We start from the raw sequence: 17301 nt of genomic DNA on the forward strand, positions 1-17301 counted from the left end.
GCGTTGTTCACGATTCGCGTGCCAGGTGTCCGGAACGTGAACACCGCGCGGCACACACGTATCTCGGCGAAGAAGAATTCAGCGCATTCATAGGCTGAGCACGCGCTGCACAAACCAGAACAATCCGACGGCGGTGACACCGAGCGCGAGCAGGCCGGTGACCCAGAGTTCGGCGCGGGGCGCGCGATGGCGCAGCAGTGCCAGGACGGGGAAGACGAGGAGGATGATCCCGATCTGCACGGCCTCGATGCCGAGGTTGAACACCAGCAGAGACCACAGCAACGTCCACGACCACGGCTCGTCGATGCCCAGGGCCGACGCGAAGCCCAGGCCGTGTACGAGTCCGAACAGGAACACCACGCCCAGGCGCAGCCAGCCGGCGCGGTCCAGGCCGAGCGTGCCGGTCCGGGTGTCGAGCTCGGTGGCCGCCGCGCCGCGTCGCCAGATGCGCCACAGGTACCAGGCCGCGACGATCGCGATCGACAGCGCAATCACCGGTTCGACGATCGCGGCGGGCGCCGACACCAGTCCGGTCGCCGCCAGGATGAAGGTCACCGAGTGCGCGAGGGTGAACGCGGTGGCAGCGAGAACGATTTCACGCAGGCGCCGTGACCCGGCGATCAGTGCGAGCAGGAACAGAATGTGGTCGATGCCGGTGAGCAGGTGCTCGGCGCCCAGGGTGAAGAACTCCCAGAATCGCTCGAGGACAGACTGCTGCGTCGAGAACGAGGGGTGTGCAGCCTCGAGTGCCGCACTGCCCGACTGCAGGTCGAGCGCGTAGGTCACAAGCGTCTTCGTGCCGGTCACGTACCCCTCCTCATCCGCGAACAGCGTGCTGGTCACGACATGACCGTCGCTCGTGGGCGGGCACTGTTCGTGCAGCACGAACACTGCATAAGGCACGCCCTCCTGCACCGTCATCGTGATCTCTCCCGCCCGAGCCGGGGTGCATGCGGTGCCATCGGCGCTCACCGTGAATCGGTCGGCGACATAGTGGAGCACCGTGTCGGCGTGGGCCTCCAGCGCTGCCGACTGTGCCGCGGCATCCTCGTCTTCGAACGCCGCGGTCCCCTCCCGGAACAGCGCATCATCGTTCTCGGCATCGGCTGCCGAGACAACGAGAAGGTCGTATTCCAGCTGAAGTTCGACGCGCGCAGTGCCCGACCCGGCCGACGTGATGTCGGCGAAGACGACCGAGGTGAAGCCGTGGGCCGACGCCGAAGCGGCAACCGAGATCGATGCGCACAGAGCGAGCACGGTGATCAAGATCGCTCGGACGAGTGCGGCGATGCGCGAACAGCCGGCGAAGGAATGTGGGTGATCGGGCATGCGGAGTTCTCCTTCGTTCGGTGAGCACACTGGCGGCCGCGGGTGAACGACTGGGGAACGGCGGGCGAACGGTGTGCGCGACCGGTGCCTGCCGCATCGCGTATGGCCGAGAGTGGAGAGCAGACCCCGAAACGGAGGATCAGAACGTGCCGTCACGCGTGCCCATCATGTCGCTGCTCGCCGGCTGCCTCGCATCCAGCGTCGTCCTCACCGGCTGCGCCGATTCGTGGGACCGCACCCGGGAAGCACCCGCCCCGATCGGCACTCCGGGCGCGGGGTTCATCCCGACACCGGCGCCCAGCCCTGAGGCGACTATCCTGCCGGCCGCCGGTTCATGGGCGGGGGTGCATCCGGCCGTAGGCTACCGGGTCGTCTTGCTCACCGCCGGCGACGACCCGGCGACGCGGGCGCTCGTTGCCGCCGTGCAGGCGTGGGCTGCGACCGAGCACGTCGACCTGCGCATGGTGCACGCAGACGACGACCACGTAGGTGGCATCACGCAGGCGATGGATGCCGGCGGGGATTTGATCGTGGTGGCGGGTAACGACCTCATCGACCCGTTGGCCCTCGTGTCGGCCAACCATCTCGACCAGACGTTTCTCGTCGTCGGCGCCGAGCTGGCAGAGCCCACAGAGAACGTCACCGCGGTCGACTGGAACGGAGCCTCGTTCCGGGGTGCCGGGCTCGGCATGTCTTCGACGTACGACGCTGCCTCGTTCACGCCCGAGCGCTGCGCGGCAGCCATCCGCGCCGGCGCCGCGGCCGTCCTCAGCGACCTGACGGGCGTGGTGCTCTGGATCGACTGACCCTGTTCGACCGCTCTGGCCGGCGAAGGGCGGCGGGATCTCGCCGACGTGGGGCTCTGGCAGTGAGCCGCGCCCGTGGCCGGGGGCGCAGACCAACGTCAGCCGCGAAAGACGGCCACGGCCAGGTCGGGGTGGTCGGCGAACACCCCGTCGACACCGGTGCCGCGCAGCATCCGCCATTCTGCGACGTAGTCGCCGAACGCGGCCGGCGCGATCCCCCGGCGATACCGGCGAGCGAGGAACAGGTTCTCAGGCCGGCACGTCCAGGTGAACACGACGAGCCCGCGCGCGTGCGCGGCGGACACCAGCGCGGCACCGCCCCGCTTCGCCGAGGTGAGGAATCTCTTGTCCACGCTGATGCCGTCCACGGTGTCGGTCAGCGTATCGAGCCCGGGCGGCGAGGCCGTCCAGGCGTAGCTCGGCGCGTGCGAGCCCTGCGCGGCCACGAGATCGGCGGGCCGCCCGTGCGCCTCGAGCAGATACACGTACTGGGCCGGGATGCCGCGCGCACGCAGCTGCGCGAGCACGGTCGATTCAAACGACTCGATGACGAGGGGATGGATGCCGCCGGCCCAGCCGGCCGCCCGCAGCTCGCTGTCGACCAGCGCGGCCAGATCCCAGCCGATTTCGGCGAAATAGGTCGCGTGCTTGATCTCCAGCACCACCCCGCGGCCCGCCGCCGCAGCCAGGTCGAGCACATCACGCAGCCGCAGCATCGGCTCCTGACCGTCGAACCTGGTGTTCTCACGGCGCAGTCGGGGCAGCCGCTCCCTGCATCGCAGCGTGGCCAGCTCGTCCCAGGTGAAGTCCTCGGTGAACCACCCGCTGACGCGGTGTCCGTCGATGTGCTTGGTGGTGCGCCGTGCGGCGAACTCCCGGTGGTCGGCGACATCGGTCGTGCCCGAGATCTCGTTCTCGTGCCGCACGACCAGCACGCCGTCTTTCGTGGCCACGACGTCTGGCTCGACGGCATCCACCCCCTGCGCCAGAGCGAGTTCGTACGACGACCGGGTGTGCTCGGGCCGGTACCCGGGGGCACCGCGATGGCCGATCACGAGCATGCTCACGCTCTCAGGCTACGCACCGCTCATGGCGGAATCCCAGCCCGCGAGGGCGCGCCGATGCGACTTGACCGTTATCGTGGAGACACAGCAGATAGCTGTCCACAGATTCGGAGAGTGCGAGCATGCCCTCGGCAAACCCCGCCTTCAACAATCCGGCGTTCCAGGACCAGCGCGCCGTCAAGAGCTACCCCGGTGGAGCGCAGGCCGCAAACATCGGTGGACAAGCGCAGTCCACCACCTTCGCGCAGCAGGCTCAGGCCGCATCGGTGAACGCCCAGCTCGAGGGGCAGTTCGCCGCTCCCCCGGCCGGCGCCATCGAGACCGACCGGATGACCGTCGAAGACACCGTCTTCAAGACGCTCGGCCTTTTCGCCGTGCTGGTGGTCACCGCCGTCGTCGGCTGGGTGTGGTCGATGTCGACCGTCACCGTCGCCAACCCCACCCCGACGATCGTGCCGTGGATCGTGGGCCTGGGCGTCGGATTCGTCCTGGCGATGATCATCTCGTTCTCCAAGAAGGTGCGCCCCGCGCTCATCTTCGGGTATGCGGCGTTCGAGGGTCTGTTCATCGGCGGCATCTCGGCGTTCTTCGAGATCATGTGGCCGGGCATCGTGCTGCAGGCCACCCTGGGCACTCTGTCGGTCGTGGGGGTCACCCTGGCCCTGTTCGCCAGCGGAAAGATCCGCGCCTCGAAGCGGGCGACCAAGATCTGGATGATCGCGATGATCGGTTATCTGGTCTTCTCCCTCATCAACGTCGTGATGATGATGTTCGGAGCTTTCCCGGCCGACTCGGCGGGTCCGTTCGGCATGCTCAGCCAGCAGGTCTTCGGCATTCCGCTGGGTCTGATCATCGGCGTCTTCGTCGTCATCATGGCTGCATACTCGCTGGTGCAGGACTTCGACTTCATCCAGCAGGGCGTGCGCAACCGCGCTCCGCGCACGTACGGCTGGCTCGGCGGCTTCGGCATCATGGTCACCGTCGTCTGGCTCTACGTCGAGATCCTGCGGATCATCGCCATCGCGCGCAGCAACTGACCACCGCGTTCTGAAGGGGATCGCCCGGCCGGGCGGTCCCCTTCAGAGTTTGCGCAAGGGCCTGGCCGGGCGGTCTAGCTGGGCGGTCCCCGTCGGCGTTCACGCAAGGGTCTGGCCGCGCGGTCTCGCTGGGCGGTCCCTCTCGCCGTTCGCGCAAGGGCCTGGCCGCGGCATCCCGCCGTCACTACCGTGGCGTTCATGGCCGCGAAAGACGAGACCCATCTCGACGTCGACGGGGTCGACGTGCGCATCTCGCACCCCGACAAGGTGGTCTTCCCCGAGCCCGGCGTGACCAAGCTCGATCTCGTGCGCTACTACCTCGCCGTCGCCGACGGGGCTCTGCGCGGAGCGGGCGGCCGCCCGCTCGTGCTCAAGCGTTTCGTGAAGGGGATCGACGCCGAGCCGTTCTTCCAGAAGCGCGTGCCCGAGAACCACCCGCCCTCCATCGACACCGCAACGCTGCACTATGCGTCGGGCACGTCGGCCGAAGAGGCGGTGATCCGGGATGCCGCGGGCCTGGTCTGGATCGTGAACCTCGGATGCCTCGACCTGAACCCGCACGCGGTCCGCGCTGAAGACCTCGACCACCCCGACGAGCTGCGGGTCGACCTTGACCCGATGCCGGGCGTGGAGTGGTCGCAGATAGTGGATGCCGCCTTCATCGCGCGCGACGTGCTCGATGATCACGGGCTGGTGGGATGGCCGAAGACCAGCGGATCGCGGGGCATCCACATTCTCGTGCGCATTCGCCCCGAATGGGATTTCGCCCAGGTGCGGTCGGCCGCCGAGGCGCTCGCCCGCGAGGTCGCCGACCGCGCACCGGGTCTTGCCACCGCGCAATGGTGGAAGGAAGAGCGCGGCGAGGCCGTGTTCGTCGACTACAACCAGAACGCGAAGGACCGCACCGTGGCATCCGCCTATTCGGTGCGCGCACTGCCCGATGCCCGGGTGTCGATGCCGATCGGCTGGGAAGAGCTGCGGGCGTGCCGGCCGCAGGAGTTCACCGTCGGCACGGTGCCGCAGCGTTTCGCCGAGCAAGGCGATGCCCACGCCGGCATCGACGAGGCCGCCGGATCGCTGCAGCCGCTGCTGCAGCTGGCCGAGCGGCTCGGCCCGGCCGCCAAACCGCCGCGCGGGGCCGGACGGCGCACGTCGACCATGCCGCTGATCGAGATCGCCCGCACCCGGACCAAGCCCGAGGCCGAGGCTGCGCTCGAGCAGTGGAAGGCGGCGCACGCGTCGGTGGCGAGGATGCTGCATCCCGCCGACGTGCTCGTCGACGGCATGCGCGGCTCGAGCTCGCTGTGGTACCGGGTGCGGATAAATCTGCAGCACGTGCCCGAGACCGAGCGCCCGGCGCCCGAGCCGCTCCTGGCCGACTACGATCCCTGGCGCCCGGCGCGCTGACGCCCCGCCCCCGCGCGCGCCCCGCCGCCCCGGCCCGGCCGCCGCCCCGCTCATCGAAACGTCGAAACAAGGGATTCCCCCCGAGACCCAGAGCCACGCCCCCGGTTTCGCCCGGAATCCCTTGTTTCGGCGCCGGCACCACGCCGCTGCACCATGCCGCCAGCAGCACGACGCCCGAGCCTCCGGGCGGCCCGGGGGACCTCACCCGACCCCGGGCCCCCCACCACGACGGCACCACGCCGCTGCACCATGCCGCCAGCAGCACGACGCCCGAGCCTCCGGGCGGCCCGGGGGACCTCACCCGACCCCGGGCCCCCCACCACGACGCCGAGACAAGGGATTCCCCCCGAGACCCAGGGCCACGCCCCCGGTTTCGCCCGGAATCCCCTGTTTCGGCGCTCGGCGGCGCTACGCCGCGCGCCGCCGCTCCGCGGCGCGGCGGCACCCGGCTCAGTGGACCGGGGTCAGCTCCTTCGGCTGCTCGGCCGCCGCCTCAGCCTCCGCCGGCACCGCGGCGGTGGCGTGGCCATCGGCTTCGAGGGCGAGCTCGTCGAACGGACTGGCGCCCGAGAGCGCGGATCGCGCTTGCACCAGGTCGATCTCGTGGGTCCAGCGGCCGACGAGCAGAGTCGCCACGGCATTGCCGGTGAAGTTGGTCAGCGCGCGGCACTCCGACATGAACTTGTCGATCCCCACGATCACGCCCATCCCGTCGAGCAGCTCGGGGCGGTGCGCCTGAAGTCCGGCGGCCAGGGTCGCCAGGCCCGCGCCGGTCACACCGGCAGCGCCCTTCGACGCGATGATCATGAACACCAGCAGCGAGATCTGCTGAGGCAGACTCATCGGCATGCCCATCGCCGACGAGACGAACAGCGACGCCATCGTGAGGTAGATGGCCGTGCCATCGAGGTTGAACGAGTATCCGGTGGGCACCGTGATGCCCACGACCGCCTTCGAGACACCCGCGTGCTCCATCTTGGCGATCAGCCGCGGCAGCGCCGACTCCGACGACGAGGTCGAGAAGATGAGCAGGTACTCACGGCCGAGGTACTTCATCAGACGGAAGATGTTCAGGCCAGTGACGACCCTGAGGATGCCGCCCAACACGATCACGATGAACAGCGCGCACGTCAGATAGAAAGCGCCCAGCAGAATCGCCATCGAGCCCAGCGCCGCCCAGCCGGTGGCACCGACGACAGCCGCGATCGCACCGAACGCGCCGACCGGGGCCGTCCACATGATCATCATCATGATCTTGAAGACCACCGCCTGGATGTGCCGGATGCCGTTGACCACAGGCTCTCCCGCCTTGCCCATGGATTGCAGCGCGAAGCCCACGAGAAGGGCGAGCACCAGCGTCGGAAGCACCGGGATGTCGCCCGGTATGAGGCTCATCAGAAAGTCGACGGTCGCGTTGGAGTCTCCGCCGCCGCTCGCGTCATACGGCTTCAGGTGCAGACCTGTGCCCGGGTGGATGAGATTGCCGACCAGCAGTCCGATGATGAGGGCGACCGTCGCCATGATCAGGAAGTAGACCAGGGCGAGTCCGCCGACCTTGCCGACGGTCGCCGCCTTTGCCACCGATCCGACACCGAGCACAAGTGTGCAGAAGATGATGGGGGCGATGATCATCTTGATCAACGCGACGAACGCCGTGCCGAGGGGCTTGAGTGCGATACCGACCTCGGGAAAAATGAGGCCGATCGCGGCCCCGAGCACCACGGCGACGATCACCGAGATGTAAAGCCAGTGCGTGCGGTCCTTCTTGCGTACGGGCGCGGTCTGGGCCGCTGCGTGCGTCGTACTGTGTTGTGGCGTCATTGCCATGCCGACTCCAATGTCCGGTTGGGGATGTTGCGTCACCATGATCATCGGATCGCGCGGCGCGATCACGGTTGCGTTCATAGTGTTCTCGGCAGGCAACGACCGCGCATGCGACCCTGGAGTCGGAAGGAGGTGCTGATGGCCGATTCAGGCGCCACGGCGGCACTGCAGGCGCAACGACGTCACGTGCGGCACGGCTCGCTTGCGCGCATCGTCTTCATCACACAGCTGCTGCTCATCGCAATCATCTGCGCCGCCCTCAGCATCACCAGCTACGCCTCCACGCGCGCGCAGATGCGCGCCGCGACGGCAGACCGCGTGCTCAGCATCGCCGAGACCCTCGCGAACGATCCCTTCGTCACCGACGCCGTGCAGCACGACGATCCTTCGGCCGCACTGCAGCCGTACGCTCTCACGGTGATGACCGCTGCCGACGTCGACTTCATCACGATCATGGACCGCGACCGCACGCGGTACACGCATCCTGATCCCGCGCAGCTAGGCAAGCCGTACATCGGCAGCATCGGGGCCGCGTTGGAGGGACACAGCCAGATCGAGGAGTACGCAGGCACTCTCGGCCCGTCGGTGCGCGCCATTGCGCCGGTGTTCGACGCCGCCGGCGAGGTCACGGCGATGGTCTCGGTCGGGGTGACTCTGCAGACGATCTCGATCGCGCAGGCGGCCGCGGTTCCGCAGATCATCCTCATCGCGCTGGTGGCAATGGCCCTCGGCGGCATCGGCTCGTGGATTCTCAGCCGCTACCTTCGCCGAGTCACCCTCGGCTACGGCCCCGAGCAACTGCGCAGGCTCTTCGCCTTTTACGACTCCGCGCTGCACTCGCTCCGCGAGGGCCTCATCCTCGTCGACGACCAGGGCCAATTGGTGCTCTACAACGATCAGGCGGCTGAGCTGCTGGGACTGCCCACCGGCGGCGAGCGCGAGCCTATCGCCGTGTCGCAGCTGCGGCTGCCGGCATCCATCCGCTCCCTGCTGTCGTCCGGACGCGATGCCGACGACGAGATCCACCTGACCAGTGACCGGGTGATCGTGGTCAACCAGAAGCAGGCGCGCCAGCCCGCCGGAACGCGCATCCGCGAGCGTGGCAGCATGGGAACGGTCGCGACGCTGCGCGACCGCACCGACATCCAGGAACTCACCGGCGAGCTCGAGACGATGACGACGCTGTCGCAGGCTCTGCGCGCCCAGACCCACGAGCACGCGAACCGGCTGCACACCGTGGCGACCCTCATCGAGCTCGGCCGCGAGAAAGAGGCGCTCGAGTTCGCGGTGCGCGACCAGCAGGAATCGCAGCGTCTCACCGACTCGTTCGTGCAGTCGCTGGATGAGCCGTTCATCACCGCGCTGATGATCGGCAAAGCCGCGCAGGCGCATGAGCGCGGCATCCGTATGACCATCACCGCCGCCGGCGAGCTTCCGCCCGATTCCCTCGATGCGCGCGATCTTGTCACCGTCACCGGCAACCTGCTCGACAACGCCCTCGACGCCGCCGCCTCGTCGGACGAACGCCACGTCTGGGCCGACTTCTCGGTGTCAGACGGCGAGCTCACCATCACGATCGCCGATTCCGGACCGGGCCTTGACACCGGCACCATCGACACGATCTTCCACCTGGGTGAGTCGAGCAAGGCGGCACCGGCCGTCGGCGGCGGCCGCGGCTACGGGCTCGTTCTCGTGCGACAGGCCGTATCGCGGCTCGGCGGCACGCTCGAAATCGAATCCGACGGTGGCGCGATCTTCACGGTCACCCTTCCCCTCACGTCGCGTCGCGACGCCGAGCACGCGGGCCGAGGTCGCACATGACCGAGGAATCCGAGGTGCAGGTGCTCATCGTCGACGACGACCCGGTGACCGCCCACGCGCACGCCGACTACGTTCGTCGCGTGCCGGGGTTCGCCGTCGCGGGCGTCACGCTGACCGCAGCCGATGCGCTCACGCGATTGGATGCCGCCGCCGCATCCGGCTCGCCCGTCGACATCGTGCTGCTCGACATGAACCTCACCGACGCGCACGGGCTCGACGTCGCCCATCGCCTGCGCCGGAAGGGGCACGACGCCGACATCATCGCGGTCACCGCCGTGCGCGACCTGCAGGTGGTGCGCTCGGCGATCTCGTCGGGAGTGGCGCAGTATCTGATCAAGCCCTTCACCTTCGCGGCGTTTCGCGAGAAGCTCGAGAACCAGCGCGACTTTCGCCTCAACCTCACCCACACCGGCACGCTGGCCACGCAGCATGAGGTGGACAATGCGCTGAGCGCCCTGCGCTCGGTCTCGCAGAACAGCCTTCCCAAGGGGCTGCTCGAAGAGACGCTCGCCGCTGTCTGCGACGAAGTTCGCGGCGCCGGCGCGGCCCTGTCGGCCGCCGAAGTCGGTGAGCGCCTCGCGCTCTCACGCGTGACCGCCCGGCGCTACCTGGAGTATCTGGCCGAGACGAAGCAGGCGGTCAAGCAGCCGCGTCACGGCACGCCGGGCCGCCCCACCTACGAGTACCGGTGGGTGTGAGGCCGGTGCCCTCCGCCCCCCTGACAGCCGAACGCGCCGAGGGCGCCTTGGCCGCCGAGCCCGCCGCAGGCGCCTCGGCCGCGGAGCCCGCCGAAAACGCCGAAGACGCCGAAAACGCCGAGACAGGGGATTCCCGCCGAGATCCAGGGCCTCGCCCCTTGTTTCGCGCGGAATCCCCTGTTTCGGCGCCAGCACCACCACGCCCGACCCACCACGCCAGCACCACTACGCCCGAGCCTCCGGTCGGCCCGGGACCCCCGCCAGACCCCGGGCACCCCGACCAAGACGCCGAGACAAGGGATTCCCGCCGAGACCCACGGCCTCGCCCCTTGTTTCGCGCGGAATCCCCTGTTTCGGCGCCAGCACCACGGCGCCAACACCACGCCGCCAGCACCACGGCGCCCGAGCCTCCGGGCGGCCCGGGACCCCCGCCAGACCCGGGCACCCCCACCAAGACGCCGAGACAAGGGATTCCCGCCGAGACCCAGGGCCTCGCCCCCGGTTTCGCGCGGAATCCCTTGTTTCGGCGCCAGCACCACGGCACCGCCGCCGCGGGCGGGGACACCTGCATCAGCGCTGGGACCGGCCCCACGGATCCGCTGTGAGCGGAACGGCGCACGTTCGACGCCGGCCCCGCCTTATCGTGAGCGCATGGCCGAGATCATCCCGCTGCATCCGTCCCGTCCCGAGCCGTTGTGGCGCGAAGCCGCCGGCGACGTGCTGCGCCGCACCCGTCATGAGCGCGGCGAGCGCCTCGCCGATACCGCGGAGCGGTCAGGGGTCTCACCCCAGTACCTCTCCGAAATGGAACGCGGACTCAAAGAACCCTCGAGCGAGATGCTCGCCGCCGTCGCCGGGGCGCTCGATCTGAGCCTGATCGACCTTGCCTCGGCCGTCGCCGACGACCTGCGTGAGGCCGTGCCGACCCGCGGTGCCCTGCTGCTGGCCGCCTGACGCGCCGCTCACCTCTCCGCCCAATCACCTGGCCGCGAGTGCGTCCGACGCGCGCCCTACAGGCCGCCGATCTGCCCCGCCGCCCCGTCCGACGCACGCCCCACAGCCCGGCGCCCTGCTGCTGACTGCCTGGCGCGCCGCCCGACGCGCCGCCCGGGAGCCCACCCATCCACACGCGGCGCCGCCTCGCCGCCCCGACGCGCAAGCCCGCTCACCCGCCCACGTCTCCCCGCCTAACTCCCCGCGAGCACGCGGTCGGCCAGCCCGTACGCCACGGCGTCGTCGGCCGTGAAGAAGCGGTCACGATCTGTGTCGGCACGCAGCCGCGCGGCATCCTGCCCGGTGTGCCGTGACAGGATCTGCTCGACGTCACCGCGCACGCGCACGAGCTCGTCGGCCTGCACGATGAGATCGGGAATGGCGCCGCGGCCCTGTCCCGCAGGCTGATCGAGCACAACGCGGGCGTGCGGCAGCAGGGCACGCTTGCCCGCGGCCCCGGCCGCAAGCATCACCGCGCCGACACCCACCGCTTGCCCGATGCACGTGGTCGCGACATCCGGGCGCACGTGCTGCATCGTGTCGTAGACGGCGAGCATCGCCGACGGGTCACCGCCCTCACAATTGATGTAGAGCTGGATGTCGCGCTCGGGGCTCTCCGAGTCCAGGTGCAGCAGCTGCGCAATGAGCACGTTGGCCACGCCCGCGTCAATGCCGGTGCCGAGGTACACGATCCGCTCACCGAGCAGGTGCGAGTACACGTCCATGATCCGGTCGCCGCGCGGGTTCTGCGCGACGACGTTCGGGATGCTGTATCCGCTCATGCCGCTTCTGTCTCCACGCCGATTCCCACCGGTCTGCGCCGCCGCGGCACCACTTCGTCGAAGCGGCTGACAATCCCGTCGATGAAGCCGTACTCACGCGCCTGCGACGCGGTGTACCAGCGGTCGTGCAACGAGTCCTCGAACACGCGTGTCGGGCTCTGCCCGGTGTCATCGGCGATCAGGCCGAGCACCGTGTCACGCATGTGGCGCAGGTCGTCGGCCTGCGCCTCGACCTCGACGGCTGACCCGCCGATGCCGCTCGAGCCCTGATGCATGAGGATGCGTGCGTGCGGCAGCGCCCTGCGCTTTCCCTTCGTGCCGCTCGAGAGCAGGAACTGCCCGGCGCTCGCGGCCATCCCCAGCACGAGCGTACTCACGTCGTTCGGGATGAGCCGCATGACGTCGCGAATGGCCAGCATCGCCGGAACCGAACCGCCGGGCGAGTGGATCCACAGAGCGATGTCGGTCGATTCGTCCTCGGCCGCCAGTGCCAGCAGCTGCGTGGCCAGCAACGTGCCGTTGTCGTCGTCGAGCGCTCCGTCAAGCACGAGCACCCGCTGCGTGTATAGCTCGCGGCGCGCGGCCTCACCGAACGCGGGAACCTTGATGTCTTCTGTCATGACCCCAGCCTGAGCGGCGCGCGGCGTGTGTGCGCGGCATCCTGCTCACGGCGGATCCGCTGTCGGCGGCGCCGAGCCACACCCCGGCCCGAATCGTCGCATCCTGCCTCCGAACCGACGCTTCCGGACGGCATTCGCCCGCCACACCCGCATCCCCCGGCCCGAATCGCCGCCTCCCACCTCCGAACCGACACTTCCGGACGGCATCCCCGCCACCCTCCACCCCGACCGTCACCCACCCCCGACGCGTGAGCATCCCCCGGCCCGAATCGCCGCATCCCACCTCCGAACCGACACTTCCGGACGGCACGCCAGCCCCACACACCAGCCCCGTCCGATAACGCCGCATCCCACCCGCGATCCGACACACTCGGACGGCATCCACCCGCCACGCTCCACCCCGACCGCCACCTACCCCCGACGCGTGAGCATCCCCCGGCCCGAATCGTCGCATCCCACCTCCGAACCGACACTTCCGGACGGCATCCCCCGCCACGCTCCACCCCGACCGCCACCTACCCCCGACGCGTGAGCATCCCCCGGCCCGAATCGTCGCATCCCACCTCCGAACCGACACTTCCGGACGGCATCCCCCGCCACGCTCCACCCCGACCGCCACCTACCCCCGACGCGTGAGCATCCCCCGGCCCGAATCGCCGCATCCCACCCGCGAACCGACACTTCCAGACGGCACACCAGCCCCAGACACCGACTCCGCACACCAGCCCCGTCCGATAACGCCGCTTTCCCCGCGCGAACCGGCATTTCCGGACGGCACACCGGCCCACGGGCCCCACACACGGGCCCCGCCCACGGCCCCGCACATCGCCCCACGGCCCCACGGCCCCGCACACACCGGCCCCTCGCCTCACCCGCGGCGGGAGGGATGCCGCACCGCGGCCGTGATCGCAGCCACAAGCGCCGGCCGAATGGCCTCGGGCGCGAAGCGCCGCGCCGCTTCGCGCGCGGCGCGCGAGAGTTCCGCACGATGCACCGGGTCGCGCAGCAATGCGACGACGGCGTCGGCGAACGCCTCGACCTGGCCGGGCGCGACGAGCACGCCCCCCTCGCCGATCACCTCGCGCGGTCCGTATTTCGCGTCGAACGCGACCACCGGCAGCCCGCGGGCAAGCGCCTCTGCGATCGACAGCCCTTGTCCCTCGAATGCCGCCGTCGACAGCAGCAGCGTCGCCTCGTCGTACACGACGTCGCGGTCGGCGGGGGTGATCGGACCGCGCAGGTGGACCGCCGCACCGAGGCCGCGTGCATCGATCAGGGCCTGCAGCGCCTCGCGCTGTGCGCCGTCGCCGTAGATGTCCAGCGTCGCCGCCGGCACCGCCGCGTGCACGCGCGCGAATGCCTCGATGGCCAGATCGACCCGCTTCTGTGCGGCCAGCCGGCCCACCATCACCAGGCGTGCAGGGGCACGGGATGCCGCATCCCGCGGCGCCGGACCGAGCTCGATCGGGTTCGGCACGATGTGGAACGCGTCGTCGGGGCCGAACCGAACCGCGATGTCGTCACGCTGGGCCCGGGTCGGCCACAGCACCGCGTCGAACTCGTGCACGTGTGCGAGCCAGCGCGCCCACGGCGGTGCGAGGTCGGCGTCGGGGTCGTCGTAGGGCGCCGGCAAATGTGAGTTGTGCACGGTGTGCACGATCCGCAGGTTGTCATCGCCCCAGCCCACGAGCAGTTCCCCGACCTGGCGCGCCTCGCACACGATGACCACCAGCCGGCCAGGATCATCGCCGCGCACCTGGGCGACGATGTGCGCGAGCCACGCGCGATACAGGCCGCGAAAGCCCGCGATCACCCGATCGCCGCCGGGCGCGTGCACGACCACCGGCGCGGTGGTCAGGTGCCACGCCGGGTCGTTCGCGATCACGGGAAGAGAGACGAGCGGCCGCCCCGCGGCATCCGTGATCTCTCGGTATTCCCGCGCCGGGTCCCCCTGACCCGCGCGCCCGGCCGCGAACAGCCACGACGGGTCGGCGAGCGCGTCGTCGAAGAGATTGCGCCAGGCGGCGGCATCCAACCCGTGCACGGCCAGCTCGTCACGCCACCGCGCATGCGTGGCGGAATCTGCCGCGTCGAGGGTGAGAAGAAGAGGATGCCGCGCCCCGGCATCGGCGAGCTGGCGCACGCGCCAGGGCACGGCCACAGCGAATCCGCCGTCCAGCGCGGGGGCGAGCCGGCTGGCCAGCACGAGGTAGGCGGCGTCGGGCAGGGTCACGCGGCGATCCGGAAGACGGGGAACCCGGGCGCTATCTCGAGAAGCCGTTCGTCGGGAGATGCGGCGTCCACCCCGTCGAAGAAGCGTCCGACCTCCCACGCCCACGCCTTCAGGTACGCGCGCAGGATCGGCGGCTTCTCGGCGTCGGGCACTTCGGTCGCGGTGAACGTCTCGGCCCGCCGGCCCTTGCGCAATTCGCCCGTGCCTGCGGCGCGCAGATTGCGCACCCACTGGGTCTGGCCGCGCGGGGCGACCAGGTAGCGCTGCCCGGTGACTCGCAGCGGGTTCACCGGGGTGGTGCGCCACTGCCCCGAACTGCGTCCGCGCACCGCGAGCACACGGCTGCCGGCCAGCGGTATTCCGCTGCGGGTGAGAAAGCCGACGACGCCGTTGAAGACGGCGTCTGCCCCGGTGGGTTCGATGTAGCGGGAGGTCATTGGTCCATCCTGCCCCCTGCGGCGCGGGATGGCATCACCTCGCGGCCGGATGCTGCGGCGCGCGCGGGCATCACCGGGAGGGCATCACCTCGCGGCCGGATGCTGCGGCGCGCGCGGGCATCCCCGCACACCTGCCCCCTGCGGCGCGCGCGGGCATCCCCGCGCGGCCGGCTACTCCCACTCGATGGTTGCCGGCGGCTTGCTGGTCACGTCGAGGGTGACCCGGTTGATCTCGCGCACCTCGTTGGTGATGCGGTTCGAGATCTTCGCGAGCACGTCGTAGGGCAGCCGCGTCCAGTCGGCGGTCATGGCGTCTTCGCTCGAGACGGGGCGCAGCACGATCGGATGCCCGTAGGTGCGTCCGTCACCCTGCACGCCCACCGAGCGCACGTCGGCCAACAGCACAACCGGGCACTGCCAGATCTCACCGTCCAGGCCCGCGTTGCTGAGCTCTTCGCGAGCAATCGCGTCGGCCTCGCGCAGGATCTCAAGGCGGTCGCGCGTGACCTCACCGATGATGCGGATGCCCAGGCCCGGGCCCGGGAACGGCTGGCGCGAGACGATCGCGTCGGGAATTCCGAGCTCTCGGCCGATGGCGCGCACCTCATCTTTGAACAGGGTGCGCAGCGGCTCGATGAGCTCGAAGTCGAGGTCTTCCGGCAGGCCGCCCACGTTGTGGTGACTCTTGATGTTGGCCGTGCCGGTGCCGCCGCCCGATTCGACGACGTCGGGATACAGCGTGCCCTGCACGAGGAACTTGATGGGCGCGCCCTCGGCCGCCGCCTCGGCGACCAGCTCGCGCTGCACCTTCTCGAAGGCGCGAATGAACTCGCGGCCGATGATCTTGCGCTTCTCTTCGGGGTCGGTGACTCCCTGCAGATGGCCGAGGAACGTGTCGGCGGCATCCACCGTCACCAGGCGCACACCGGTTGAGGCGACGTAGTCCTGCTCCACTTGCTCGCGCTCGCCCTTGCGCAGCAGTCCGTGGTCGACGAACACGGCGATCAGCTGGTCGCCGATGGCCTTGTGCACGAGCGCCGTCGACACGGCCGAGTCGACCCCGCCCGACAGCGCCGAGATCACGCGCGCGTCGCCGACCTGCGCGCGAATGCGCTCGACCTGCTCGGCGATGACGCTGTCGCTGTTCCAGTCGGCGGCAAGCCCGGCTGCCTTGTGCAGGAAGTTCTCGATGACCTGCTGGCCGTGGTCGGAGTGCTTGACCTCGGGATGCCACTGCACGCCGTACAGGCACTTCGCGTCGTTGCCGAACGCGGCCACCGGGGTCGCGCTGGTCGAGGCGAGCACCTCGAAACCTTCGGGCGCGGCGGCGACCTGATCGCCGTGACTCATCCACACGTTCTGGTCGGCGGGCTGGCCGCCCAGCAGCACGCCGCCGTCGCCGGTGAGGGCGGCGTCGGTGGCGCCGTATTCGCGCAGGCCGGTGTTGGCCACCTCGCCGCCGAGGGTCTGCGCCATGACCTGAAAGCCGTAGCAGATGCCCAGTGTCGGCAGCCCCAGGTCGAACACCGCGGGGTCGAGCCGCGGGGCTCCCTCGGCATAGACCGACGACGGTCCGCCCGACAGGATGAGGGCGACGGGGTTGCGTGCCGCGATCTCGGCGGACGATGCGGTGTGCGGAACGATCTCGCTGTACACGCCCGCCTCACGCACGCGACGCGCGATCAGCTGCGCATACTGCGCGCCGAAGTCGACGACGAGAACCGGACGCTGCGCGGTGTCTGTCTGCTCGGTCACCGGGCTCCTTCAGAGGCGGGGGTGGACGAATCGGATGCCTCGGCTGCCTCCCGCTCGGCGAGGTAGCGTTTGGCATCCCGGGCGACGATGCCCTCCATGATGAAGGACAGGAACGGTACGACACCACCGGCTGCCAGCATGATGAAGCGGCCGAACTGCCAGCGCATCAGGCTCCACAGACGGAAGCAGCTGAAGAGATACACGACGTAGAACCAGCCGTGCACGATGAGGATCGCCATCGACAGGTTCACTCCGTCGCCGGTCGATTCCAGGCCGTTCGGGCCATCGACCACCGGCGCGAACCAGAGGAACCCGCCCGAACCACCGGCGAAGAGTTCGAGCTGGATCGGCGTGTATTTCAGGATCATCTCGGCGACCAGCAGAAGCAGGAAGGTTCCGGTGATGATCGAGCAGATCTGGTAGAACTTCAGCGCACCGCGGATGGCGGGGAAGGTCGCCAGCTTGGGGGCGAGAGGCATGGCTCCATCCTACCCG

At 69.6% G+C, this 17301-nt stretch carries 15 protein-coding genes; 6 read left to right on the forward strand and 9 right to left on the reverse strand.

Annotation, left to right across the window (positions count from 1 at the left end; genetic code table 11):
• Positions 1-87 precede the first annotated feature (87 nt).
• Positions 88-1329, reverse strand: a complete 1242-nt coding sequence (locus ET475_RS02550) for a HupE/UreJ family protein (RefSeq protein WP_129385726.1) — start codon at positions 1327-1329, stop codon at positions 88-90.
• 146 nt (positions 1330-1475) lie between these two features.
• On the opposite strand from ET475_RS02550, the gene ET475_RS02555 reads away from it, so the two are divergent.
• A complete protein-coding gene (locus ET475_RS02555) occupies positions 1476-2135 on the forward strand; it encodes a type 1 periplasmic-binding domain-containing protein (protein ID WP_242497739.1) in 660 nt (219 codons plus the stop codon).
• A 98-nt stretch (positions 2136-2233) separates the two neighbouring features.
• On the opposite strand, the gene ET475_RS02560 is transcribed toward ET475_RS02555, so the two are convergent.
• Positions 2234-3196, reverse strand: coding sequence for a glycerophosphodiester phosphodiesterase family protein (locus ET475_RS02560; protein ID WP_129393579.1), 963 nt, complete (start codon positions 3194-3196; stop codon positions 2234-2236).
• Positions 3197-3321: 125 nt separating this feature from the next.
• Between ET475_RS02560 and ET475_RS02565 the strand changes: the two genes are divergently transcribed.
• Together ET475_RS02565 and ligD are read left to right on the forward strand one after the other, a co-directional pair.
• Positions 3322-4236, forward strand: coding sequence for a Bax inhibitor-1/YccA family protein (locus tag ET475_RS02565; protein WP_129385728.1), 915 nt, complete (start codon positions 3322-3324; stop codon positions 4234-4236).
• 198 nt (positions 4237-4434) lie between these two features.
• Entirely contained in the window at positions 4435-5643 is a 1209-nt protein-coding gene (gene ligD / locus ET475_RS02570) for a non-homologous end-joining DNA ligase (RefSeq protein WP_129385730.1), read from the forward strand.
• 450 nt (positions 5644-6093) lie between these two features.
• On the opposite strand, the gene ET475_RS02575 is transcribed toward ligD, so the two are convergent.
• Positions 6094-7470: a cation:dicarboxylate symporter family transporter gene (locus ET475_RS02575; RefSeq protein ID WP_129385732.1), complete on the reverse strand. Its 1377-nt coding sequence runs from the start codon at positions 7468-7470 to the stop codon at positions 6094-6096.
• Between the two features lie 135 nt (positions 7471-7605).
• Here ET475_RS02575 and ET475_RS02580 point away from each other — a divergent pair, with 135 nt between their 5' ends.
• The 3 genes from ET475_RS02580 to ET475_RS02595 all read left to right on the forward strand — a co-directional run bounded on the left by ET475_RS02580 (position 7606) and on the right by ET475_RS02595 (position 10940).
• Positions 7606-9288 carry an ATP-binding protein gene (locus ET475_RS02580; protein ID WP_129385734.1) on the forward strand — a complete coding sequence of 561 codons (1683 nt, stop codon included), beginning with the start codon at positions 7606-7608 and terminating at the stop codon, positions 9286-9288.
• Positions 9285-9986 (forward strand): response regulator, encoded by a 702-nt coding sequence (locus ET475_RS02585; RefSeq protein WP_129385736.1) that lies wholly within the window; start codon positions 9285-9287, stop codon positions 9984-9986. Before ET475_RS02580 ends, ET475_RS02585 begins: the two co-directional genes overlap by 4 nt.
• Before the next feature lie 651 nt (positions 9987-10637).
• Positions 10638-10940, forward strand: coding sequence for a helix-turn-helix domain-containing protein (locus ET475_RS02595; protein ID WP_129385740.1), 303 nt, complete (start codon positions 10638-10640; stop codon positions 10938-10940).
• A 233-nt stretch (positions 10941-11173) separates the two neighbouring features.
• Here the strand turns inward: ET475_RS02595 and ET475_RS02600 are convergent, their stop codons facing one another.
• The 6 genes from ET475_RS02600 to ET475_RS02625 form a co-directional block, all read right to left on the reverse strand.
• Positions 11174-11761: a ClpP family protease gene (locus ET475_RS02600; protein WP_129385743.1), complete on the reverse strand. Its 588-nt coding sequence runs from the start codon at positions 11759-11761 to the stop codon at positions 11174-11176.
• Positions 11758-12381 carry a ClpP family protease gene (locus tag ET475_RS02605; RefSeq protein WP_129385745.1) on the reverse strand — a complete coding sequence of 208 codons (624 nt, stop codon included), beginning with the start codon at positions 12379-12381 and terminating at the stop codon, positions 11758-11760. Before ET475_RS02605 ends, ET475_RS02600 begins: the two co-directional genes overlap by 4 nt.
• A gap of 868 nt (positions 12382-13249) precedes the next feature.
• A complete protein-coding gene (locus tag ET475_RS02610) occupies positions 13250-14614 on the reverse strand; it encodes a glycosyltransferase (RefSeq protein ID WP_129385747.1) in 1365 nt (454 codons plus the stop codon).
• Positions 14611-15051: a nitroreductase family deazaflavin-dependent oxidoreductase gene (locus ET475_RS02615; protein ID WP_129385749.1), complete on the reverse strand. Its 441-nt coding sequence runs from the start codon at positions 15049-15051 to the stop codon at positions 14611-14613. Before ET475_RS02615 ends, ET475_RS02610 begins: the two co-directional genes overlap by 4 nt.
• Before the next feature lie 171 nt (positions 15052-15222).
• Entirely contained in the window at positions 15223-16806 is a 1584-nt protein-coding gene (guaA, locus tag ET475_RS02620; protein ID WP_129385751.1) for a glutamine-hydrolyzing GMP synthase, read from the reverse strand.
• Entirely contained in the window at positions 16803-17285 is a 483-nt protein-coding gene (locus ET475_RS02625) for a DUF3817 domain-containing protein (RefSeq protein ID WP_129385753.1), read from the reverse strand. The genes guaA and ET475_RS02625 overlap by 4 nt, the downstream gene beginning before the upstream one ends.
• Positions 17286-17301 lie beyond the last annotated feature (16 nt).

This window comes from Microbacterium protaetiae, assembly GCF_004135285.1.
Taxonomy (GTDB): domain Bacteria; phylum Actinomycetota; class Actinomycetes; order Actinomycetales; family Microbacteriaceae; genus Microbacterium; species Microbacterium protaetiae.